Origin of the sequence: Lysinibacillus sp. FJAT-14745 (assembly GCF_001275675.1) — a bacterium.
Lineage (GTDB): Bacteria > Bacillota > Bacilli > Bacillales_A > Planococcaceae > Lysinibacillus.
Window position 1 is genome coordinate 500,755 of sequence record NZ_LITM01000002.1, and the last position, 23,658, is coordinate 524,412.

At 38.2% G+C, this 23,658-nt stretch carries 24 protein-coding genes; 2 read left to right on the top strand and 22 right to left on the bottom strand.

Annotated features, from left to right (window positions below):
• Positions 1–24 precede the first annotated feature (24 nt).
• The 4 genes from AMS59_RS03845 to AMS59_RS03860 all read right to left on the bottom strand — a co-directional run bounded on the left by AMS59_RS03845 (position 25) and on the right by AMS59_RS03860 (position 3,822).
• Entirely contained in the window at positions 25–1,224 is a 1,200-nt protein-coding gene (locus AMS59_RS03845; protein WP_234007671.1) for a sensor histidine kinase, read from the bottom strand.
• 5 nt (positions 1,225–1,229) lie between these two features.
• Positions 1,230–1,670 (bottom strand): CcdC protein domain-containing protein, encoded by a 441-nt coding sequence (locus AMS59_RS03850; RefSeq protein WP_053482437.1) that lies wholly within the window; start codon positions 1,668–1,670, stop codon positions 1,230–1,232.
• A 304-nt stretch (positions 1,671–1,974) separates the two neighbouring features.
• Complete coding sequence (locus AMS59_RS03855) at positions 1,975–2,973, bottom strand: serine hydrolase (RefSeq protein ID WP_053482438.1); 999 nt, start codon at positions 2,971–2,973, stop codon at positions 1,975–1,977.
• A 24-nt stretch (positions 2,974–2,997) separates the two neighbouring features.
• Entirely contained in the window at positions 2,998–3,822 is an 825-nt protein-coding gene (locus AMS59_RS03860) for a MerR family transcriptional regulator (RefSeq protein ID WP_053482439.1), read from the bottom strand.
• Positions 3,823–4,004: 182 nt separating this feature from the next.
• Between AMS59_RS03860 and AMS59_RS03865 the strand changes: the two genes are divergently transcribed.
• Both AMS59_RS03865 and AMS59_RS03870 read left to right on the top strand, forming a co-directional pair.
• Positions 4,005–4,601 carry a TetR/AcrR family transcriptional regulator gene (locus AMS59_RS03865; RefSeq protein ID WP_053482440.1) on the top strand — a complete coding sequence of 199 codons (597 nt, stop codon included), beginning with the start codon at positions 4,005–4,007 and terminating at the stop codon, positions 4,599–4,601.
• Between the two features lie 63 nt (positions 4,602–4,664).
• The gene (locus tag AMS59_RS03870) at positions 4,665–5,807 is read left to right on the top strand and encodes an MFS transporter (RefSeq protein ID WP_053482441.1); all 1,143 of its coding nucleotides are present in this window, start codon (positions 4,665–4,667) and stop codon (positions 5,805–5,807) included.
• Between the two features lie 531 nt (positions 5,808–6,338).
• Here AMS59_RS03870 and mdh read toward each other — a convergent pair.
• The 18 genes from mdh to AMS59_RS03960 all read right to left on the bottom strand — a co-directional run bounded on the left by mdh (position 6,339) and on the right by AMS59_RS03960 (position 23,656).
• Positions 6,339–7,286: a malate dehydrogenase gene (gene mdh, locus AMS59_RS03875; protein WP_053482442.1), complete on the bottom strand. Its 948-nt coding sequence runs from the start codon at positions 7,284–7,286 to the stop codon at positions 6,339–6,341.
• Entirely contained in the window at positions 7,286–7,663 is a 378-nt protein-coding gene (locus tag AMS59_RS03880) for a BMC domain-containing protein (protein WP_053482443.1), read from the bottom strand. The genes mdh and AMS59_RS03880 overlap by 1 nt, the downstream gene beginning before the upstream one ends.
• Positions 7,656–7,940 (bottom strand): EutN/CcmL family microcompartment protein, encoded by a 285-nt coding sequence (locus AMS59_RS03885; protein ID WP_053482444.1) that lies wholly within the window; start codon positions 7,938–7,940, stop codon positions 7,656–7,658. The genes AMS59_RS03880 and AMS59_RS03885 overlap by 8 nt, the downstream gene beginning before the upstream one ends.
• Before the next feature lie 36 nt (positions 7,941–7,976).
• Positions 7,977–8,840: a phosphate propanoyltransferase gene (locus tag AMS59_RS03890; RefSeq protein ID WP_053482445.1), complete on the bottom strand. Its 864-nt coding sequence runs from the start codon at positions 8,838–8,840 to the stop codon at positions 7,977–7,979.
• A gap of 12 nt (positions 8,841–8,852) precedes the next feature.
• Complete coding sequence (gene pduL / locus AMS59_RS03895; protein WP_053482446.1) at positions 8,853–9,443, bottom strand: phosphate propanoyltransferase; 591 nt, start codon at positions 9,441–9,443, stop codon at positions 8,853–8,855.
• A 171-nt stretch (positions 9,444–9,614) separates the two neighbouring features.
• Entirely contained in the window at positions 9,615–9,893 is a 279-nt protein-coding gene (locus AMS59_RS03900; protein WP_053482447.1) for a BMC domain-containing protein, read from the bottom strand.
• Between the two features lie 16 nt (positions 9,894–9,909).
• Positions 9,910–11,400: an aldehyde dehydrogenase family protein gene (locus AMS59_RS03905; RefSeq protein ID WP_053482448.1), complete on the bottom strand. Its 1,491-nt coding sequence runs from the start codon at positions 11,398–11,400 to the stop codon at positions 9,910–9,912.
• Positions 11,401–11,414: 14 nt separating this feature from the next.
• Positions 11,415–12,065: an ethanolamine utilization microcompartment protein EutL gene (gene eutL / locus AMS59_RS03910; RefSeq protein WP_053482449.1), complete on the bottom strand. Its 651-nt coding sequence runs from the start codon at positions 12,063–12,065 to the stop codon at positions 11,415–11,417.
• 11 nt (positions 12,066–12,076) lie between these two features.
• Positions 12,077–13,111: an ethanolamine ammonia-lyase subunit EutC gene (gene eutC / locus AMS59_RS03915; RefSeq protein WP_053482450.1), complete on the bottom strand. Its 1,035-nt coding sequence runs from the start codon at positions 13,109–13,111 to the stop codon at positions 12,077–12,079.
• Positions 13,112–13,120: 9 nt separating this feature from the next.
• Positions 13,121–14,491: an ethanolamine ammonia-lyase subunit EutB gene (locus AMS59_RS03920; protein ID WP_053482451.1), complete on the bottom strand. Its 1,371-nt coding sequence runs from the start codon at positions 14,489–14,491 to the stop codon at positions 13,121–13,123.
• Between the two features lie 5 nt (positions 14,492–14,496).
• Positions 14,497–15,921, bottom strand: a complete 1,425-nt coding sequence (locus AMS59_RS03925) for an ethanolamine ammonia-lyase reactivating factor EutA (protein WP_053482452.1) — start codon at positions 15,919–15,921, stop codon at positions 14,497–14,499.
• A 20-nt stretch (positions 15,922–15,941) separates the two neighbouring features.
• On the bottom strand, positions 15,942–16,439 hold the full coding sequence (locus AMS59_RS03930; protein ID WP_053482453.1) for a EutP/PduV family microcompartment system protein: 498 nt from the start codon (positions 16,437–16,439) through the stop codon (positions 15,942–15,944).
• A 12-nt stretch (positions 16,440–16,451) separates the two neighbouring features.
• Positions 16,452–16,793: an ethanolamine utilization microcompartment protein EutS gene (gene eutS, locus AMS59_RS03935; RefSeq protein ID WP_053482454.1), complete on the bottom strand. Its 342-nt coding sequence runs from the start codon at positions 16,791–16,793 to the stop codon at positions 16,452–16,454.
• Positions 16,790–18,052 carry an ethanolamine utilization protein EutH gene (gene eutH, locus AMS59_RS03940; RefSeq protein WP_053482455.1) on the bottom strand — a complete coding sequence of 421 codons (1,263 nt, stop codon included), beginning with the start codon at positions 18,050–18,052 and terminating at the stop codon, positions 16,790–16,792. The genes eutS and eutH overlap by 4 nt, the downstream gene beginning before the upstream one ends.
• 91 nt (positions 18,053–18,143) lie before the next feature.
• Positions 18,144–18,722, bottom strand: coding sequence for an ANTAR domain-containing response regulator (locus AMS59_RS03945; protein ID WP_053482456.1), 579 nt, complete (start codon positions 18,720–18,722; stop codon positions 18,144–18,146).
• Positions 18,715–20,145, bottom strand: a complete 1,431-nt coding sequence (locus AMS59_RS03950) for a histidine kinase N-terminal domain-containing protein (protein ID WP_234007673.1) — start codon at positions 20,143–20,145, stop codon at positions 18,715–18,717. Before AMS59_RS03950 ends, AMS59_RS03945 begins: the two co-directional genes overlap by 8 nt.
• A 381-nt stretch (positions 20,146–20,526) precedes the next feature.
• Entirely contained in the window at positions 20,527–22,434 is a 1,908-nt protein-coding gene (locus AMS59_RS03955; protein WP_053482458.1) for an ATP-dependent DNA helicase, read from the bottom strand.
• A gap of 85 nt (positions 22,435–22,519) precedes the next feature.
• Positions 22,520–23,656: a class I SAM-dependent RNA methyltransferase gene (locus AMS59_RS03960; RefSeq protein ID WP_053482459.1), complete on the bottom strand. Its 1,137-nt coding sequence runs from the start codon at positions 23,654–23,656 to the stop codon at positions 22,520–22,522.
• Between the last annotated feature and the right edge of the window lie 2 nt (positions 23,657–23,658).

The following is a 23,658-nucleotide window of genomic DNA, read 5'->3' on the forward strand; positions in this document are numbered from 1 at the left end:
AAATACCGCTATTTAACATTTGCCTTATGCCGGGGCATAATTAATTGGTACTTTTACTATTAAAGCTAATCCATGAGGAGCACGTGATTGGATTAGACAAGATCCACCTGCTTTTTCACATCGTTCCTTTATCCCTGACAATCCAAATCCATATATGAGTTTTGTTTGTTCTGTAAAATTCCCATTATCCTCTATGCTCATTATGACATTTGCTTCATTATTATAAATTGTTACTTTAACGTTCGATGCCTCAGCATGGCGGATAACATTCGTCAATGCCTCTTGCAAAATTCGATACAGCAGCTCAAAAGTCTCCAGTTTCCATTCTGTAATTTCATCAGTCATCTTGAATTTAATATTTAACCCACTATGCTCTTGAACTTGTTTGATGAGACTTTGCAAAGCAATCAAACCTATCCCTTCATCGTCTATCGCCATTTGATGTACAACTGACCGTACTTCCGTTAAACACCCACGCGTTATTTCTAAAATCGTTTGTAACGTATTATCAACTTCTGAGGAATCTTCCTTCATTATATAAGGGAACGCTTGTAATTGAACAATGATGGAGGTAAGCCCATGTCCAATACTATCATGAATATCTCTAGCAATTCTGGTTCTTTCTTCAAGCACTGCATAGCGTAAAGATTGGACTGTAGAATCTTCTAGCTCCTTATGTGCTTGTTGAAGTTCTTTATGTGCGGATTCTAACTGGGTATGAATTTCTTGTAATTCTTGAAAGTGATGAGCACGTAATTCATTTGCTTCGCGTCTAATGCGAGCACTCCAAAAAATTGCAAACATTCCTGCATATATAATAAAAAATATAAATAGTTCATCAATCGTGCAATGTTCGAACTTGAGTAAAATTATCAGGTTTGTAGCAACCACTATAGCAGCAAAAATAAGGGATAATTTATCGGGTAGTCGCAATGTACCATATCCTATAAGAAAAAACATGAAGGTAATTGCTGCCTGCTCCTGTCCAAATCCTACCCAGAAATAAGCTATTAAAATCAGTACCGAGAGTCCCATAAAAATGCGTGTTTTACTACTCACTGTATTCGGTAACCATAGAAGAACCGAATACAGTGTGAAAATCACTATGGCAAGTATTACGTTTGATACCGGAACCGTATTTATATTTGTTAATAAAAAAAATAATAGTAAGAAGTTAATAAAAACCCTTCGCAAGTGATTGTTAAAGAAACTTTTTAAATTCATATTTTTCATCCTATAAGTTGTTTGTATCTCCTATAAATTATATACCGACGAGCACATACACTACCAAGCGGTATAAACATAAGAGCATTCGTTAATGCTATTATCGCATGCTCTTTTCCCCATTTTGCTGCAAGTAGACGTAAAAGAAGAATACCTAGAAATACAATAACTCCGGCGACAGAACTTTGTGAAGTTACGATTCCTCTTTCATGATTAACACGAATTTTTTCTAGTTTTCCTCTCCATATTCCTATACCTATGCCAATTATTAAACAAATGAAATACAAAATAAAGCTTATTGGCGTTATTTTATCTGAATTTAAAATAGAAGTACACGCTAACCAAATTAACAACATTGGTGTAATCCACATTCGAGTTGGTCTAATTTGTTTCTCCCTTACCATAAGAAGAATAATGACAATAAGGACACCTAAGTAGCTACCCATTTCTTTCCCTCACTTTATTTTATAAATTCTTAATGAAAGTATAATTTAAAAGAAAATAAAAATAGTCCATTTTTAGATTGATTTTTTGAACTACTATCCATCTGGAGATGTAGTTTCAAAGAAGCACCTGAAAAAAGGACTAAAATGTTCATTTCAATAAGATTGGTCCTATCCAGTTAAGGAATGTAATTGACTATAGCCGCCTTCCATTTCTGTTCGGATAGGATAAATTTACTTTTAAAGATCGGGTATAAGTAGTTGTTATTTGGATACCTCTTAGAATGTTTCTTTTACCACATAAAAATTATAGTACCGCTGGGATTATATACTCTTTCATTAATGGCCATCGATCTCGTGGGTTCATCATGAAATCTGAAGTAATTGCTACAACCATATTCATTTTTGGAATACAACAAATAATATTGCCTCCATCCCCAATTGCTGAATATGTAGAAAGTCCATCTTCTTGTCGTAGCCACCATAAATAACCGTAATTGTTATTGTTCAACTCTGTTGATTCACAGATCCAGCTCTCTGGAAGAACCTCGTTATTACCCCAGACGCCTTTGTTTAAATAGAGGTAGCCAAATCGTGCCATATCACGAGTAGTTAAAGTTAGCCCCCATCCCCCCGTCGAATTGCCCCTTGGATCCTGAACCCATCCTTTCACGTTTTTCCCGAATAAATCATCAAACCCATATGCATCCATTCGATAGTCAGGAATTTCTTTCATGCCAAGCGGTGTAAATAAATGTTCATTGGCGAACGCTCGAGCACTTTTCCCTGTACTTCGAGTAATAATAGCTGATAATAAATGTGCTCCAGCTGTGGAGTATTTAAAAGCGCCAACTTCCCCTTTTTCACCCATTATATCTAACGTATACTTTACCCAGTCCTGTTGCTGACACAGTATATCTAAAGGTTCATGCCAGTCCTCAAAAGGATATGGTACCGTCATCGTAAGAAGATGACGTAAAGTAATGTCACGTTTTTTAGCATCTAGAATATATTCTGGGAAAAAATCCAACACCTTCTGTTCAACGCTTTTAATATATCCTTTATCGATAGCAATACCAATAAGTGCTGAGAGTACACTTTTGGTTACAGATGCTACATGATGACTATCATCAGGACCTTTGCCATTAAAATATTTTTCATATGCTAGAAAACCATTTCTAACAATAACGATGCCATTTATATTGCTATACTCACTTATGATCGTCTGCTCTAGCTCCGAAAGCTTTTTACTGTCCATATTTACGTTATCCGATTCTACCGTTTGCCAATCTATTGTTCTTTGCATAAGAACCTCCTATTGTTAGTTTTATCATTTTTTCTTTACAGGAAAATATACCTCAGTAATATAATCCTCAGGGGAGTTTGCTTGATTTGGGTCTGTTACATATATTTCATATGGCGGCAATATTAATTCATAACCCTCGTTTTCAATCCACTTTATCAAATTGGCATAGACAGAAGTTAATTCTGGATAAGCTCCCTTTAAAACGGATTTAGCACAGAGGCTACCAGGCAAATCTCTCGTTCCTTTGACAAACTCAGCTATTGGAATAGCGAACTCAGTATCATTACCAGTAGGATTAAATTCAGGGCTGTGGTAAATCGTCATCGGCTGACCAAGTAAAGTGAGCTTCTCCTTCGCAATCTTTTCATATAACTTGCTAAAATAATTGCCATATCCTGATGCATAATCATCACTATTCATCATCAGTCGCTTATAAAGGATATTCATTGGCTTTGTTTCAACCAGCTGTACCTCGATATCGTCAAGGTACGACATGATTGGCGTCCCTTTTTCTAAGTTTGCAATATCATGACTTAGTTGTTTTACGAGATATTCAAAAGCCTTTAGTTTTTCTTGCATCTCATTTCTCTTATGGTTAAGCGCCGAACAAAGCATTTCTTCAGATTGATGCTCTTCTAAATCCAGCATAGTTTTAATTTCTTCAAGAGAAAAATGATAGGATTTTAAACGATTAATATAGAGCATCCTTTTTAGTTGTTCGATGGAATAATACCGATAACCGCTTTCAGCATTAATCTCATCTGGGTTAATTAATCCAATTTCATCATAATATCGAAGTGTTTTTGTCGAGACACCACATATCTTTGAGAATTCTCCAATTGTTAGCACAAAACCACCTCACTTATAGATTTGTTACTTGCTACAATTCATTTATACACCTTTCCCTTAGGGCAAAGTCAATCAAGACTTATGCTTTACTACCTTTATCTTTAACTTTCTTTGACTGAAAAATTTTATTGACCGTTTAGTACAAAAAAGATATGCTATTAGTCAATGAGAGGAGGATAAATTTGACTAAACGAGGCAGACCCCGAGAGTTTGAGTATTCCTCAATTGTAGATGTCGCCATGAAAACCTTTTGGAAAAGAGGTTATGAGGGCTGTTCTACACAAGATTTATGCAATGATACTGGGCTAGGAAAAGGTAGCTTATATAATACTTTTGGTAGTAAACATGAACTGTACAAACAAGTATTAGAACGCTATCATGAATTTGGAATTAAGGCACAGCAGGAATTATTAAATGCTCCAATTGCATTGAAAGATCGGTTAAGTAATCTTTTCGAGTGGGCATTGAAAGAAGATTTTGAGAATATTGATCAAAATGGTTGTTTATTAATTAATGCCGGTGTAGAAAGAGCTAAAAATGACGTAATGGTTCAAGAAATTTTCTCACGGCATATCGAGCTTCTTAAACAAGCTATTGAAAAAGTAATGGAGGAAGGATTGCAAACTGGCGAAATTTCAAAAAAGCAAACAGCTGAGGAATTAGCTAGTCTATTTTTAAGTAGTTATTACGGGTTCCGTGTTCTTAATGTTTCGATGCAAAATCGGCTGTTGTCTGAGCAGATTATGAAAGGAACATTAGAATCTATTTTTGGCGCTTAGTGCGCTCTTTTTTAGCACTATTTTTGTACCAATCGTTACAATATTAAATTTAGGAGTGTTTTTATGCCATCTATTATTTATTTATTAGCTTTAGCGATTTTTTGTATGACTACATCTGAATTTATGGTTGCAGGTATGATGAACGAACTTGCTCTAGCATTTCAGGTTTCTGTATCTTCAATCGGGTATTTAATTACAGCTTATGCAGGTGCAATGGTGGTAGGTGGACCTATTTTAACTGCAACTCTTCTACGAATACGTAGTAAGCAAGCATTATTATTTTTAATGTTTGTATTTTTAATCGGCCAGTCGCTCGGAGCTATCGCTTGGAACTATGATATTATGATGGTTTCACGCATTATTACCGGCATTGCTTCTTCTTCAGCATTTGGTGTTGCCATATCATTTTCAGCAACATTGGTTCCCCCTAATTCAAGGGGAAAAGCTGCATCTATTGTACTTGCAGGTTTAATGCTTTCAACTGTCTTAGGTTTACCTATAACAACTGTTATCTCACAATATTTTGGCTGGCGTATTAGTTTTGGGGCGGTTTCCGTTCTTGTTCTAGTATCAGCAGTCATGATTCAATGGTTGATACCATCATCGTCCATTAAAGCTCCATTAGACTGGAAAGACGAACTTTTGCATTTTAAGAATATTCATCTTTGGGCAGCATATGTAACAAGCATGTTTATCATCGGTGGTACATTTGCAGCATTTAGTTATTTCACACCTATCTTTACAAATGTTACGGGATTTTCTAGTGCAAGTATTCCGTATTTACTTGCTCTCTACGGTAGTGCGACAGTAGTTGGGAATATAGTAATTGGAAAGTACGCTGATAATTATACAATGAAAATACTAATGAGCGGATTGATTTTATTAATTGTAGCATTGTCTGTATTTGCGTTAGGAGCGGAAAATAAATATATTGCTGTTACCTGTACTATTTTTATCGGTTTAACGGGAGTTGCGATGAATCCAGCTATGATTGCGAGAGTAATGAAAACAGCGAATAGTGGGGCAATGATAAATACTGTTCACACCTCTTTTATTACACTCGGTGTTGCTATTGGTTCATCGCTTGGTGCTCTAGGAATTAGTAAAGGATATGGCTTTGTATCACCCTTATGGATTGGAGTTTGTTTAGCTATCCTAGGATTACTATCATTAATTCCATATTTACATAAAAGGAAGGAATATTAATGGGTACTACATTACGTGTGTTCCGGTGGCCCAGCCGTTTTGCCTAACATTCACCTCTATTTTTAATTGCTCTCAATTTGAATTGTATATACCAAAGAAGCTCTCCTCATCATTTTCACGATCAAGGAGAGCTTCTACTTTTATATAAATACGGGGGAGTTTTACTAGCTTTCAAGATCAATTATGCCTCGGCATAATTGCGTCCGGAATCGGCTTTGTGCTTGCACAAAGCACTCCTTTCCGATTTCCGTGACATCCGCCGGAGGCTTTGGGCCAACACAAAGTTGGTCACTCAGTCGTTGCCACAGGACGTGGCGTTCTTAGACTGAGTTCCTCTATTTCAGCGGATGTTTGGACACTCGCTGAAAAGTGACTAAAACTGCATTTATCTCACCACCTATAGAGGTGGGAGACTACTGCTGAAAGAAGTTATATGTTCGGTTTCCAATCAAACATTTTAAAGAGCTAAATTTTATTACAACAAATATCTAGTTGGGGATCCTACATATTTTATTGTTATCTAGAGTCTGATTACCCTATGTTTTGACAAATAGTTAATACTTGTTTGACGGCTTCTGCCGATTGATGGAGCGCCGTTTTTTCTTCATTTGTCAGGTGCAATTCAATAACTGATTCAATGCCATTGCCACCTAATATTGTCGGTACGCCTAAAAATAATTCGTGGTACCCGTACTCACCTTCTAATAGGGCGATAGAAGGAATTATTTTACGTTGATCTTTCATGATAATTTCGACCATCTGTGCACAGGCAGCAGCTGGCGCATAATAAGCACTTCCATTGCCTAACAAACCAACAATTTCTCCGCCACCTTTACGTGTACGTTCTACGATTTGCTGTAGTCTGTCTTGAGGAATCAGTTTTTCTAATGGGATCCCTCCAGCATAGGAATATCGAATTAAAGGGACCATTTCGTCGCCATGTCCACCTAAGACGAATCCTGACACATCTTCTGGTGCAATTTGCAGTTCTTGTGCTACAAATGTATTAAAACGCGCTGTATCTAACACACCTGATTGACCAATGACACGATTTTTCGGAAATCCTGTTTCCTTATAACAAACATAGGTCATGGCATCAACTGGATTGCTTAATATAAGGACTATGCTGTTCGGAGCATAATGTTTTATTTGTCTAGAAACTTGTTGAATAATTTTTGCATTCGTCGTCACTAAGTCATCTCGACTCATACCTGGTTTACGGGGAATACCAGCTGTAATAATGACAATATTTGCTCCAGCTATATCCTCATAATTGCTCGTTCCTTTAATAGAAACATTAAACTTTTCGATTGGTCCTGTTTGTAATAAATCCAACGCCTTTCCCTTTGTTGGATTTTCTGCTTCTGGAATATCTAGAAGCACAACATCGCCTAGCTCTTTTTGTGCCAAAAATAAGCTTAAAGTTGCACCTGTATGACCAGCTCCGATTACAGCAATTTTACTTTTTCGAAATGTCATTATGCCTCACCTCGATTTTCAGTAGCTGCTGTTTCTGTCGTTTTTTTAACTCGCGTTGATGTTGATGTTGATGTTGAAGCTGATGCTGGCTTTTTCTTTGGAGTTTCTGGTCCTTTAATCATTTGAAAAACATCTTCATCTGGTCTCGGAATTACGTGAGCACCTAATAGTTCTCCCACGCGCATTGCAGCGGCTTTTCCAGCTTCAACTGCTGCTTGGACAGAACCAACATCACCTTTGACAACTACAGTTACGATGCCACCATCAACAAATTCCTGTTTCACAATGGTTACATCTGAAGACTTTATCATTGCATCGGCCGCCTCATATGAACCAACTAATCCCTTTGTCTCAATCATTCCAATTGCGCTACTCATTATTCTCACCTCGCATAACTTCAGTAGAATCAATAATACCTATAACGACCGCATCGATAGGCAACGGATTTTCTTTCATAATATATCGGGATGATCCACCACTTGTAACGAGCACATCATCTCCGATTCCTGCCCCGATACGGTCAGCTGCTACAATTTCTGTACGAATCGGCTGTTGATTGGAATCGATTGGTTGAATAATTAATAATTTTAAGCCATTCAACCCTTCTTCTTTACGTGTTGCCCATACACTACCTATCACTCTTCCTATCTGCATGAACTTCACCTCTTTATCCCACTTGGACTATAATTACTAAGAGCGAATTGTTAACGTCTTATTCAACTCTCGTATTTTGTCATAAGCCAATGCTGTCACAATTGTCTTTTTAGGAACAACAATTTCCTGCGCTTCTATTTCAAGTACTTCAACTTGCGAAAGTAACTTCTTATCAAATTGATAGCTTACTGGTTTTTCAGCCTGACTTACGACTGGCGGAAGTTCTTTGACATTCATTAGTTCATTAGCTTGAGCATTGACAATCTCTGCAAATGCGCCTTGTTGGATTAAACCTGCATTTGCCTCATCTGTATCGATATGCATCTCCAAGCGATAACGCTCTGAAACCCGAATCATTACATTTGATAAAATAATCGGTCTTATACCTTCTATTTTAATTTGTACCGATTGTCCGTCCACTACTTGGAACCGAGCACTGTCAGTCGGCGACATATGAATATGTGCTTGTGCAATAATGAGTCCCTCATTTAGCACGACGCTGCCCTTTGGACCAATAAGTGTAACGGGGCTAGAGCCTTTTATATCTCCAGATACTCTTAAAGGGGGCTTAACCCCTAATTTCATCGCGTCTGTCCAGCTAATTTCTACTTGAGATAATGAACGGGCTGGACCTAAAATGCGTACCCGCTCAATGGAACCCTTTGGACCAGCAATAACAACTGTTTCCTCAGCAGCAAACTGTCCTGGCTGTGAAAGCTCAAACTTCGGTGTTAATTGATAATTCTCACCAAAAAGCTGCTCCACTTCCGTTTGAGCAAGATGTACATGTCGCGCTGATACACCGACAGGGATTTTTCCGTCATGCTGAGAGGAAGGCTGATTTTTTAAAACTTGCTGTAATACTTCTTCAACAATTTTTTGGATTAAATTTTCCTGCATCTAACCTCCTCCTTATGTCAATGATCTGATTATTCTTCCTTGAGCTTGCTGTTCAATAAAGCCCGCATTCGCTTCATCTGTGTCGATATGCATCTCTAAACTAAAATCGTTTGACACACGAACTACAACCCCACGAAACGTCACTGGTCGTTCACTATCAACTTCAACAGATACTATTTCATTATTTTGTACGTCCAATGCTAACGCATCTTCTTCCGTCATATGAATATGTGCCTGTGCAATAATGACACCCTGCTTAATGATTATTTCTTGTTCTTGATTGATTAATTTGATGCCAGCTGAACTTTCGATATCACCCGATTGTCTCAAAGGAGGGGTTAATCCTAATTTCATTGCATCTGTTCGACTAATTTCCACCTGTGTTGCCGCTCTTACAGGGCCTAATACACGTACATTGTGAAGAACACCTTTTGGTCCCTCAATAGAGACACGCTCTTTAGCTGCAAACTGTCCTGGCTGTGAAAGATCAAAATCCTTCGTTAGCATCGCATTTGGACCAAAAAGTGCCTGTAAATCCTCTTCACTAACATGTATATGACGAGCTGAAATGGCCACAGGAAATGTTTTTGTCGCTGTATTCAAGTTAGCCACCCTCTATATCTTTTTAGCTATATTTTTATAGGGAATAAAGCAGGATGAGGCGCAATGTGTAACATCCTGCCCTTCCCTTTATGATGTTCTATCCGTCGCTTTGGATTCTATCCGTCACTCCAGCTCTTCTTTCCGTCGCCTTCGTTTGGACTATAATTAAAATTAAGCCTCTGCTTTTGGTAAAATTAATTCTAATTCATGGTGTGGGCGTGGGATTACATGAACTGATAGAAGTTCTCCAACACGTTGTGCCGCTGCTGCTCCTGCATCAGTAGCTGCTTTTACTGCGCCTACATCACCACGAACTAATACAGTGACAATACCGCCACCAACATGTACTTTTCCTACTAAATTAACGCTAGCTGCTTTCACCATTGCATCTGCTGCTTCAATTGCTCCTACTAATCCTTTTGTTTCTACCATTCCTAATGCTGTACTCATTTGTCATTCCTCCAAATTATTTATTTTGTAATGTGATTTGTTTTAATACTTGATCAACAATTTGTTGAACTACTGCTGTATCCAAAGTTGGATCTTGTGCCTTAATAGTCTCTACTACTGGTTGTACTAAGAATTCTGGTTTTGGCACTTCTACATCTTTAATGCCATAAGCCATACGTTTAATATTCAATAAATGTCTCGCTGTAATGTTATCGGACGTAATATTGCCACCAAACGTACCACATCCTAATGTAAAGGATGGTGCCAATCCAGTAGTTCCGCCAACAGCGCCAATAGATGATAATGTATTGACAACAATTCTGGACACTGGTAAATCGATTGAAAACTGCTCAGCTAAAGCTGTATTCTCTGTATGAAGCGAGCATGAATGTCCGCGTCCACCAATGTTTAGTAAATCAATCATCACTTGTTTTGCCTCAGTGCTGTCCTCGACTGTGTATAGTGCAAATATCGGTGACAATTTTTCAAGTGAGAATGGAATATTTTTGCCAATCATTGTTTCCATACCAACGAGTACTTTCGTATCTTCTGGCACGGTAATACCTACAGAATCTGCTAAGCATGCCGCTGATTTCCCTACAATTTGAGGATTTACTTTCCCTGGGACAGGAGAAATTAGCTTCTCCATCTTTACCTTCTCTTCATCACTCAAAATATACGCATTGTTTTTCTTTAACTCTGTTAAAACTTGCTCTGCAATGACTTTATCTACAATAATTGATTGCTCTGTCGCACAAATCGTGCCGTTATCAAAAGACTTACTTTGTACAAGCTGGCGAACTGATTTGGAGATGTTCGCCGATTTTTCAATGTAAGCTGGAACATTTCCTGGTCCTACACCATAAGCTGGCTTGCCTGAACTATAGGCAGCTTTTACTAGCGCACCGCCACCAGTCGCTAAAATTAAGTGAATATCTGGATGCTTCATTAATTGCTGCGTAGCCTCCATAGAAGACATTGTTAAACAGTGTAGCAATCCTTCTGGTGCTCCTGCTTTTTCTGCAGCTACTCTACAAATCTCTAAAGCTTCCTTTGTACAATTAACCGCATATGGGTGTGGGCTTAGTACGAGACCATTTCTAGTTTTCAATGAGATAAGTGTTTTAAAGATTGCTGTTGATGTTGGATTTGTTGTTGGTACAATGCCCGCGATTACTCCAAACGGACTAGCAATCTCTGTCACTTTCTTCATTCGATCGAAACCAACGACACCAACAGTCTTTAAATCTTTAATATCTTCATAGACATCTCTAGAGGCTACCTCATTTTTCATTTTTTTATGATTAGGTATGCCCATCCCTGTTTCCTGAACGGCCATATTTGCCAAACGTTCTGCCTCTTTAAAAGCGGCATCCGCAACAGCCTTGACGATATTATCTACTTGCTGCTGTGAAAACTGCATGTAAGCAGCCTGTGCAATATTGGCATGTCTTACGGCGTCTCTCATTTCTTGAATTGCTAATAAATCTTTATCTAGTGTGGCCATAAAGCCCCTCCTTTCTAAACAACTGGATTTCTTGCTAAATTCTCAATAGCTTCTCTAAAAGCAGTGGCAGCAGCTTGGCAGGAAGATTGGCTACCACTTACTAAACCGCCACCGAAATTGGTTTCAGATGGTGGGCCAAAGAAAACCTTTAGCTCTACATCTGCCGCCTTTAATGCAGCATCTAAACCAACGACAGCCTCAAGGGGTGGTGCTATTAAATAAGCAAGGGCTGTTCCAACCTTAACGTTTGCTAGCTCAGCCAGATACGTACCACAGCTTGCTACAGTATGTGCAAAAAGAGCGTGGTTTTCATTTTGAAGAATGGCTTCAAAATACGTATCAAACTGGATTTTCTGCTGAATCGCATCGAAACCACTGCGTATTTCATCAGGCGAGCTACCCGCAATGATGCCAATGACCTCTCCAGATAATGGTCCAGATGCGTGTGCCGCTCCAGCATAAAAGCTTTTTGCATAAACAACGTCAACATCTGCTTTTTTCGTAGCTTCGTCCAACGCTACATAGCCAACATCATCTATTGTGAGAGTTACGAGTCCAATGCTATTGTGATATGGCTTTAAATCTAATTGCTCCGCTAATTCACTATTCACTCTTGGAATGATTTGCATTGCCAAAATTTCTGCCATAATTTTTTGAGGATTCATTGTTTGGCCCCCTAACCTTCTTTTGCCACAAGACCTACTCCACTTGCCTTGTAATGCAATATTTTTTGAACGACTGTTCCTAAATAAGCACCTGCCTCTAATGGTGGGATACCACCTTTATGAATGTTCGAAATGACCATTCGATCAGCTTCTACTGTGCCCATTCTCGGTTGATAGCATATATAGGCACTCATTGACTCAGCCGATACAAGCCCCGGACGCTCACCGATTAAATAAACGATCACTTCTGCTTGTAAAAGCTCACCAATTTCATCCATAAGAGCAACTCGCCCTTTATCAATATAGAAAGTAGTTCCTATTTCAATATTTAAATTACGAAGACTTTGCTGTAACGCTAAATAAACATCTTGCACATTTTCTTCAATCGCACTTGCACTTAATCCGTTAGAAATAATGATTTGTACTTTTGGATTCATTTGACATTTAGATTGAATTAGTGTCTTTGATTCTTCTGATAAACGACGACCTAAATCCGGTCTAGTAATGTATTCTTCCTTATCTGTCACTCTTGTTGTTACTTGAAAGACATCAAGCTTTTGTAGTAGCCCTTCTGTCACTTCTCCATATACTGCATCTACTGCCGCGGCATGATCGAGTCGGAACTTTAGCCAAGTTTTTGTTCTAGGCCTTGTCCCAGCTCTTCCAACACCTATTCTCGCTGGTGTATGCTTTTTAGCAGCTTGAACACTTTCAGACAATTCATCATCTTCAAATTTAAAGGCTGTGATAGGTACTGAAGTGTAAGTTGATTCATCATTACTTGCACTGTAATATGATTGTTCATGATTACTTGATTCAGTATGATAAAGCTTAATTAATGGTTCATTTGATTGTTCTGTTGTGCTCGGACTTGCTACTTCATCAGCAGCGTAATTAGCATTTACTACCGTATCGTGAAACTTAATAAGTGTTTCCTTTTGGTCTTCTATTGGCACAGCCGTGTCAGGAGAAGATTTGTCTGACGCATTATTGCCCATCTTTTCCATAACGAGCTGTGTAATCATTGAAACTAGTTGTTCATTCAATAGACTCACCTACCTTTCAAATATAGATAAATCGCCAGCTCTTGCAGATAGACGACCATTTTCATAAATGCCCATTTTTTCTAACCACGCTAGATATTCAGGAGCTGGTTTTTTACCAAACGTTTGAAGTAATGTTGCGACATCATGGAAGCTCATTGACTGATAGTTCAGCATAACATCGTCGCCCATAGCTGCAGCGATAATAAAGTTGACACCAGCTGCTGTTAGTAAAACACTTAAATCTTCAATATCATTTTGGTCTGCCTTAATATGGTTTGTGTAACAAATATCCACGCCCATTGGGAGACCGTGCATTTTACCCATAAAATGATCTTCAAGGCCAGCACGTATTACCTGTTTGTTATTGTATAAATACTCAGGTCCAATAAAGCCAACAACGGTATTCACAATATACGGATTAAAATGTCTAGCAAATCCATAATTACGCGATTCAAGCGTTACTTGGTCAATGCCCATATGTGCCTCAGCAGATAGCTCCGAACCTTGTCCTGTTTCAAAGTAGAATAAGTTCGGGCCAGTTCCTGTTCCATGCTTTTTCACAAGCTCCTCTGCTTCTCTTATGAGGTCAGCAGAAATACCGAACGAACGATTGGCAATTTCCGTTCCAGCAATACTTTGGAAAATCATATCGGCTGGTGCACCTTGTTTAATGGCTTTCATTTGTGTTGTAATATGTGCTAATACACAGTTTTGTGTAGGAATCGACCAATCATTGATAAACTCCTTTGTCGCATGCAATACTTTTTTCACACTTTCAACGGAATCATCTACTGGATTAATACCAATAACTGCATCACCAATACCATAGGACAATCCTTCTTTTAAGGAGGCAATAATACCGTCAATATTGTCTGTTGGATGATTTGGCTGCAATCTCGAGGACAGTGTGCCCTTTTGTCCAATCGTAATATTGCAAGTCGACAGTATTTCTACTTTATTGGCAGCATGGACAAGATCTAAGTTGGACATCAGCTTTGTAACGGCCGCAATAATTTCTGAATTCATGCCCTTGCTTAATCGTTTTAATTCCCGATCGCCTGTTTCATTTGATAAAATGTATTCTCTTAATTGCTCGATACTCCAGTTTTTAATTTCTCCATAAATTTGCTCATTGATATCACCTTCAATAATGCGTGACACTTCATCATTTTCAGAAGGAACTAATGGATGTTCTCTTATATCTTTCACTAACAGCTCACTGAGAACGGCCTTTGCCGCAATTCGTTGCTGTACAGATTCAGCCGCAATTCCAGCCAGCTGATCTCCTGATTTTTCTTCATTGGCCTTAGCCATTACATCTTTTAATGATTTAAAATTATATTTTTCTCCACCAAATATCACCGATAGATTCACATTCATCCTCCTTACTTTGAGTGGAAAGCAAGTGTTTTTACAACGACTGGGACTACACCAGATGGTAGTACTTCCCCAATGTCAATATAATCACCTGTTTCTACTTTAATTTGATCGATGCAAATGATGGGAACGGTTTGATTGATCGCTCGTATCGTTTGCCCAATAACCTTTGCATAATCTGATTGAATGACTATGATAATTGGTATTTCCTTGGAGCTTCTCGTCGCTAAGTGCTTCAAAATAGCCTGACATAATGCATGGACATCTTGGAAACTTAAATATGGTGACTGACTAAAATAGAGTGCAAACGGAGAGCGATTCTCCTGGCTAGAAAATAAATCATCAGCCCGTTCTACTGCTGTTTTCACCGTATTGTCGAATTCTTTACTGTTCGTATCCATATGGCAATTGAAAACAGGCACATTTTTTAAAGGCAATACATCCGCATCTACCTGAATCGTTGCACCGCTAATCTCAGTTGTTTGCGTACCCGCACCAGTCACAGTTGCCCGCGCTGTTTCCTCTGGTTTTAACCATAAAAAGGATTGTAGTTGTTCATGCTGCAAAAGATTTTTTGCCAATTTTTCACCAATATCATCATACTGACGGTTTGTACATTCATTTTCATAAATACAGGCGGCTACTCCACCGGAAAAAACGACTGCTTCAACAGGTTTATCCCAATTTGGCAAACGTCCTAGCAATAATGGATGCTGTTCATCTGTTAATTGTCCACTTAGTGTCTTCGTTACTATATCCACCATTTCTTGGATTAGTTGTGTGACACGGACATCCTCTGCTGAATCACCAACCTTTAATGGGCTTGACCATTTTTCCATAAGTTTCATAATGGGGGGTGAAATCGACTGGACCATTCCATTATGAAATTCTATAAGTCTTCCACCGACATGTAATGTACACGTACCAATTACTTCTCCGAATTGCATGACCGCAATATTTGCTGTACCACCACCGATATCGATGTTAGCGATAACTTTGGCAGTATTTTTAGATTGCTGTAAGGTACCTGCACCCTTTGCTGCAATGATGCCTTCCAAATCGGGTCCAGCAGTAGCAACTAAAAAGTGCCCGGCTGTATCTGCAATCGCATGAACGACCTCGCTGGCATTTTCCTTTGTTGCAGATTCGCCTGTAATGATAATGGCACCTGTTGAAATATCTGCTGGTGAAATATTGGCCAATTGATATTGCTGAAAAATAAATTGCTCTATTTTTTCCATGTCGATAATTTCTTTATTGATAAACGGTGTTCTAATAATAGGACTTTGATGCAAAATCGTTTTTTCAATAATTTCTATTCGTGGCACATGCGTTATACCTGCAACGTTTTTCAACAGAAAACTACTGACAACCATCTTTGTTGTACTTGTACCAATATCAATGCCTGCACTATAAATTTTTTCTGTCTTCAACTTACTCTCCCCTCTCGCCACTACGGGCAATAAATGAGATAAGGACTATCACGATCCTTCACAAATTGACGAATTTCTTCGTCAGAATTGAGATGAATAAGTGGCGCAATAAACTCAATACCAAGCTTTTGCCACGAAGAGGTTTTCACAATAGGACCTTGCGACATGACATTTTGTAATAACGCTGTTGCTCTTTCTACATCTGCATGGGGTGCATCAATTTTTGTAATGACACCAATTTGTATTTTAGGAATCCCTAAGCTAAATTGCGGTGGAAAAACACTCTTTGATGAGGTGGCATCCTGCAAATAAATCACATGTGTCACTTCAAACGATGTCGCCATAATGTTTTTGTAATACATCGGATTTTCTATATATTCTCCGGGTGTATCAACAATCCAGTCATCATAAACGAGCGCCTGTGTTTTATTGGCTTGTCCATCTTTCCCCAATAACGCATTCATCAGTGTCGATTTACCTGCTTGCACACCACCTATGATCATTACTCGATTCTTCATATACGGCACATCCTATGACTTAGTTATTTTTGATGGCGTATAGCCTAGCATCTCTGATAGAAAACGATTAATCTCTAACATCGCCATTTCAACCTCTGAGACACTACCAACAATAACGAGACTGCCAGTAAAGCGATCTAAAAATCCTAGTCTTACATTGGCTGCCTTTGTTGCTAAATCCCCTGCGATAATAACTGTTTCACTCGGTGTACATGTCATGATGCCTAGTGCACCTGCTTCTTGAATGCCCAGCTTTTGAAACATTTCAGGATCTGGATTTGCTATTAGATGACTCAATGTTAATTGCTTTCCTGGCACAAACTCCTGAATAAACCGTTTCTTTTCTTCACTCACACATCATCACCTCTTTCAAGATTTTTATCTGTTAAATATTCACCTTCTTTAATAATTCCTGCCTTGCGATCCTCTTGTTCTAACCTTAAAGCTGTTGGAACAGATAGCTTATAGGCTAAAATAATAGCGATCACACCCGCTAAAAACTTACCTGTAATAACAGGTAAAATAATTGTCGGCTGGAAATTAGCCGTAAACGATAAATGATCTCCTAGAAGGAATGCTGAACAAACACCAAAGGCAATGTTGATAACTTTATCTTTTGGTGGCATATGTCGAATAAGTGTAAACATCGCTAAAATATTAGCAATTGTCGCTAAAAGACCTGCGCTTCCTACTGACGATAAGCCTAATTTATTCCCTAACGCTTCTAGAGGTTTCGATGCATATTTTCTTATTAAGTACACCATTGGGAATGCACCCGATAGCATAATACCGATATACCCTGCTGTTTCTAATGCCCGGAATTGATCGACTTTATCTGCCATGATCGGATCAAAGCCCCATGCACCGAAGATCTTTGTAAAAATACCTGTGAAAATTTCTACAATCGAGAACACTAGCACAAGCTTGATAGCAGCATCCATCACGCGTCCAAAAATCATGAAGCCTTTGATCATGCCATTTGGGATTAGCTTAAGACCTAACGCAATTAACACTACGAAAATAAATAACGGCAATAAATTAATTAATATTTGTAAAACTGAAATGGCAAAAACATATGTTGGTGCAGCTGTTGTACTAATCACTTCACGAACATCTGTATTAAACGTCACAATCATGATGGAAGAAATTAATGCTCCAATCGGAATTGTTAAAACACCCGCCATAATACCTAAAGCCATATATTTATGATCTCGCTTATCTAACATGGCAAGACCCATTGGAATCGAGAACACGATTGTTGCGCCTGACATAAATCCGACAACTAGAGCCATGACCCATCCTTCATAGGACTCTTTTAACGCATTTGCTAATTGATATCCTCCCATATCCGATGCTAAAATTGTCGTTGCTGCAATTGCTGGATCAGCACCAATCAATTCAAAAATCGGACTAATAAAATGACTTATAAACCACGTTAAGTAAGGTATAGCAGCCATGATCCCAGCAGCAGGTACAAAAATATGTCCAACCGTATGAATACCATTCATAAACTCTTTACCGATTCCATATTCAGCATCTCGAATTGCTCCGATTGCTCCTAAAACTGCACAGGTCATAATAATATAAACGATAACCGTTCCTATCATTGCCATCCTTCTCACCACCCCTTTATTTTTATCTATCTATTTTATCTATATGAAAAAAGACGCATTAAAGAGGAAATCTCTTTAAAGCGTCTTTGCTTCAACTATTTACTTGTAAAGTATTAATAATGCGCCTTGCAATAAGCACCATTTCCTGTTGAGTCTGCATACTTTCACTGCGAATTTTTTTATAAGCTTCGTCCTCACTAAGATTCTCTGACTGCATCAGCAAACCTTTTGCTCGTTCAATTATTTTTCGCTTTTCTAATTCTGTTTGTTTATGCAGCAAATCCCCGTTAAGACGGTTGAACTTATCAATTTGATGAAAAGCCACTTCCAACGCTGGAAGGACATTTTTCTCAGAAAACGGTTTCATAACATAGCCTAAAATATTGTCCTGCTTCATGTACAGTAACAATTCTTTTTCACTATAAGCTGATATAAATAGCACGGGTATACCGACCTGTTGTTCGATAATTTTGCTTGCCTTTAAACCATCTAGCTTCGGCATTTTAATGTCCATTAAGATTAACTCTGGCTTATGTGTAAAAGCCAATTCAATTGCTGATTCTCCATTATTCGCTTGTGCTACCACTTCGTAGCCATTATCTTCTAGCATTAACTTCAAATCCATCGCAATGAGTGACTCATCTTCGACAATCATAACTTTCCTAGTCATTTAGGATAAATACCTCCTCACTTACAGGAAACTGAATTTGAGTATGTGTACCTTGTTCACTAGGGATAATTGTAAATGTGCCAGCTAAATCATATTCAACAAGCCTTGTAATAATCTCCATTCCAAATGATGCCTTCACCTCTTGCATTCCAACGCCGTTGTCAGAAATATGAAGTGAAATAGTGGAAGCATCCTGTTGAAATTGTATATCGATTGTTCCCTCCTCACGACCAATAAAAGCATATTTCAGTGCATTTTGCAGTAGCTCACAAATGATTAACGCGAGCGAAACAGCTTTTTTAGCATGACAAAATAGCTGTACATTATCGTGATGAAAGATTAATTGAATAGATGGTGTGTTGGATGTCCCAACCATTTTATGTCCAATCTTTTTAGACAACGCGATAACGTCTACTTTCTCTTCAGCGTTATCCTCATTTTCTAAAATAAGTTCATAAACAGATGAAATACTATATATTCGATTTAATGCCTCTTGAAAAGCACTTGCACTAGAAGCTGACAAGTCATTTCTCATTTGCAAGCGCAATAGACTTGTAACTGTCTGTAAATTATTTTTCACTCGATGGTGAATTTCTCGTATAGCAAATGTTTTCATCATTAGTTCATTTTCTTTCAGCTTAAGCTCTGTCAGATCATGAATAATGAGGAGTGTCACTTTATCGTTTTGATCACGAATAGGAATTTTCTTCACAATAAAGGATTTACGATCAATCGTAATTTCTAAGAAAAAGACATCATCGCCGTTATCATAGACTTCCTGTAAAAAGGGTAAAATCTTATTCAATGCAACGTTGTCAAAACGTTCTAGCCCTGATAGCTCCGATATAAATCGGTAGCCTGCAGGATTGCTATAGATGACTTTATTTTCATGATTTGTGAGAATAATTGATTCTACTAACAAATCAGAAACGACTGGAATCGGTTGAGAATTGGGCTCTACAATATGCTCAATTAACGCAAATGGCATATTCCGAAAATCATCTTTAGGTGTTGTTTGCATATCCACCTTTTTTTCTTGAATTAACACTGCAATAATCTGTTGTTGGTTATTAAAGAGAGGGACAACGTTTTGTTCAACCGTTATACCTTCCTGTGTGATTGCTCTAGTAATTGACGATTTTTCTTTATTTTTAAAAGCAGAAAATACTGCTGGTTCAAAGCTTTCAAATACAAATTTGCCAATTACAGATTTTTCGTATAAGCCGCTTTCTATTTTTGGGAAAGCCTCTGCCACAACAATTGCATGTGGTAAGTTTTCCATCATACAATCTATGAACATATAACAATCTGTCAATTCAGCATAATACGATAATGTTGTTTCTATTTCTTTTAACTTTTCTATATCTGTTGCAGATAAGCTCGTATATTTTCGACACAATGATTGAATGTTCGACAGGCTCAACCCCCCCTATCAAGGAATAACCAACAAATCAATTATGCCTCGGCATAATTGCGTCTGGAATCGGCTTTGTGCTTAGCCCTGCACGATTCCGTGACATCCGCCGGAGGCTTTAATTTGTTTCAGCGGCAGTTTGGACTTCCGCTGAAACAAATTAATTTTGATTATTCTTATAATTTCTTGTCATCATTATAAACCTTTTGTAATATTATTTTCAATATAAAAAATAAATTATTTTAATAATTTTTGTTGCAATACAAAGAACTATATAGCTTAAAAGAGAAATATTCAACAGTTTTTTTCGGACTCATCATTATTTTATGATAAAAATGTTATTTAAATATATAAAAAAACGAGATTGCAACAGGTGCAATCTCGTTTTTTCTACTTTATTTCTGGTGTAACAGCCAATATATTTTCAAATGTTTCACGTTGCTTTGCTTCTTCTTCATTCAACAAAATATGGATATCTCCATGGTCATTTGAAGTACGAATTAAACGCCCCATCCCTTGCTGTAAACGAAGCTGCATAAACGGTAATTCCACTTCTTCATATGGATTTTCTGCAAATGTACGTTTCGCATCAAATAATGGATCATGTGGAGGGAAAGGTAAATCATAAATAATAACTCGTGTTAATGCCTCCTCCGGCAAATCTAGACCTTCCCATAAATGATAAGAGCATAATGTTTTCATTGTGCCTTCTTGGAAATCACGAACAATTCCTGATAGTTCACGGTCCCCCTCAAACGCTACATACATTCGTTCCATAAGAGGTAGTTCCGCTTTGAAATCTAACATTGCTTGTTTTGATTTAAATAATATTAATGTTTTTTCTCCATCACGTAATAGCTGTTGAACACGCGCCGTTTTCTCCTTTTGAGATAGCTCATGTAAATAAATTCGCATCACTTCTTCATAATCGAATGGAGAAGGAACAGAAAACGATTGATAATTACGAATTCCTAAACTATAGGCAATATACGAAAAATCTTTATTGACTGATAAAGTTGCTGAAGAGAATACTATTGGAAGTTTTTTAGAGAATAATTTTTCTGCTAAAACTTCTGTGATGAGACGCGGCATAATTACGAGCGTTTCCTCCCCATCCGTTTCCTCTAACCAATCGACTGCATCTCCCTGTGCTATGAAAATACGTAAAGATGCCTCGTATTGTTCTAAATACTCCTCTGCCATATTTAATTCATACTCTGGAATCATATACATTTCAGATTCAAAGACAAATTCCTCGAGTAATGTTTCGACATCCTCAATAAGTTGTTTACCGTATTTCAACAGATTTGGCGATTTATTAATACGTTTACGCTCTTCTTCAGAAACTACTAGATCATCTCGTAGCTGGTCAAAAAATAGCTCGTGGTCATCTTGTAATTTTTCCATCGCATATAATGTACGCTCTCGCACACCATCCACCATTAAACGCTCTAACAATGTGACAATTGTTGTCGCCTGTACTTTATACGTCATTGCTTTTTGCGCAGCATATTCTAATAAATGACCTTCGTCTAGCACCATCATTGATACTTCAGGCAATAAAGCTAGTTGCCCTTCACGTTCACGAGACTCCTTTGTTGCTAAATGCTCCATCAAAAAATCTTGCGAACAAATGATTAAATCCGTCGATTTACGATAATGTGCACGATTTAATGTTTGACCACAGCGATTACGTAGATCACATACTGAACACTGCATAATCGAGTTGTAGTTTACTTTTTGCCAATCTTCATCACTGACAGTTGGATATTCGCTGCGTTCACCATAAGGTTGTATAGCAATCATCGAGCCCTGTGCATATACTCCATCAGGTATAGAAAAGGCAATATCATCGATCCATTCATCGGTTTCCACTTTTTCAGCTTCCTCAAAACGCTTTAAGCATAAATATTGGTCTCGTGACTTTGCTAGGCGAACATCAATTTCAAGACCTAACGTTTTCTGTAGCTTATAAATATCGCCGCCCTCTTTTACTAGCTGGTCGATTAAAGTTTCATCTGCACAAGCGATAAGGGCTGGTTTGCCAGTATAGCGTGCATAGGATACAGCTGGTAGTAAATAGGCAATTGTTTTCCCAGTCCCTACACCTGCCTCCGCAAAAAGCACGTTTTTTTCTTTTAGGGCTTGCTCAATTTGATAGGCCATAAAAATTTGCTCATCACGGCATTCAAAGCCCTTTTCAGGTAATTCATCGTAAAGGACGTCCCCCATCCAGTCACCTAATGACTCAAAAAATGAGCGGTCCTTTGTTAATACAAATGGTAAAGATTTACGCAATTGACGTTCCCCCTCTAACTATCTGGTCCTATTATACGCGACGAAACGGAAGATAAGAAAAAATCTTATCTTCCGTTATCGTTCGTTAATCTCTTTTAGACTTTTGTCCCCAGAACTGGTAATAATTCGTTTCAATAAAGCCATTGAATAATTTACGCTTCTTCGTCGATTGACGACCGTACAATTCCTCAAAGTTTTTCATTGAGGACAACATGTACACAGACCAAGTCGGATAGTTTTTCATGACTTTTCCTAAATCACGAATTACCTGCTCTACGACTTCGATGTCACCAATACGCTCTCCGTATGGCGGATTACCAATCATAACACCATCTGTTAGCAGTGTTGTAAAATCACGTGCTTGCATTTGCTTGAACGTAATCATATCACCAAAGCCAGCTTCTAGTGCATTTTCTTGTGCAATACTCACCATGCGATGATCTATATCAGATCCGAAAATTTCTAATGGCTGATCATAGTTCGCTAAGCTATCCGCTTCATCTCGCGCTGCATCCCAAATTTTTGCCTTCATCCATGGCCAATCCTCTGAAATAAATTCACGATTATAGCCCGGTGCAATATTTTGTCCAAACATTGCAGCTTCTAACGCAATTGTGCCAGAACCACAGAATGGATCAACGAACGGACGATTCGGATTCCACTTCGAAACTTGTACGAGTGCCGCTGCTAAGGTTTCTTTTAAAGGTGCTTCACCCTGTGCTTGACGATAACCACGCTTATGCAAGCCCGCACCCGATGTATCAATAGTAAGTGTAGCCACATCTTTTAAAATTGAAACTTCAATTTTATAGGTTGCACCGGATTCATCTAAAAACCCTAAACGTTTATAATGCTGTTTCATGCGTTCTACAATTGCTTTTTTAGTAATTGCCTGACAATCTGGCACACTAAATAATTTGGATTTAACAGACTTCCCTGATACTGGGAAAGCCGCATCCACTGGTAAGTATTTTTCCCACGGTAAAGCTTTTACACTTTCAAACAACTGTTCAAAAGATTTAGCAGGAAACTGTCCTACCACAATTTTTACTCGGTCTGCTACACGGAGCCATAAGTTTGTTCGTGCAATGGCCGTTTCGTCACCTTCAAAATACACTTTGCCGTTTTCGACTGTTGTTTCATAGCCTAGTGCCTTTACCTCTTGTGCCACAATCGACTCTAGTCCCATTGCAGCAGTTGCTACTAATTTATAGTTTGCCATAC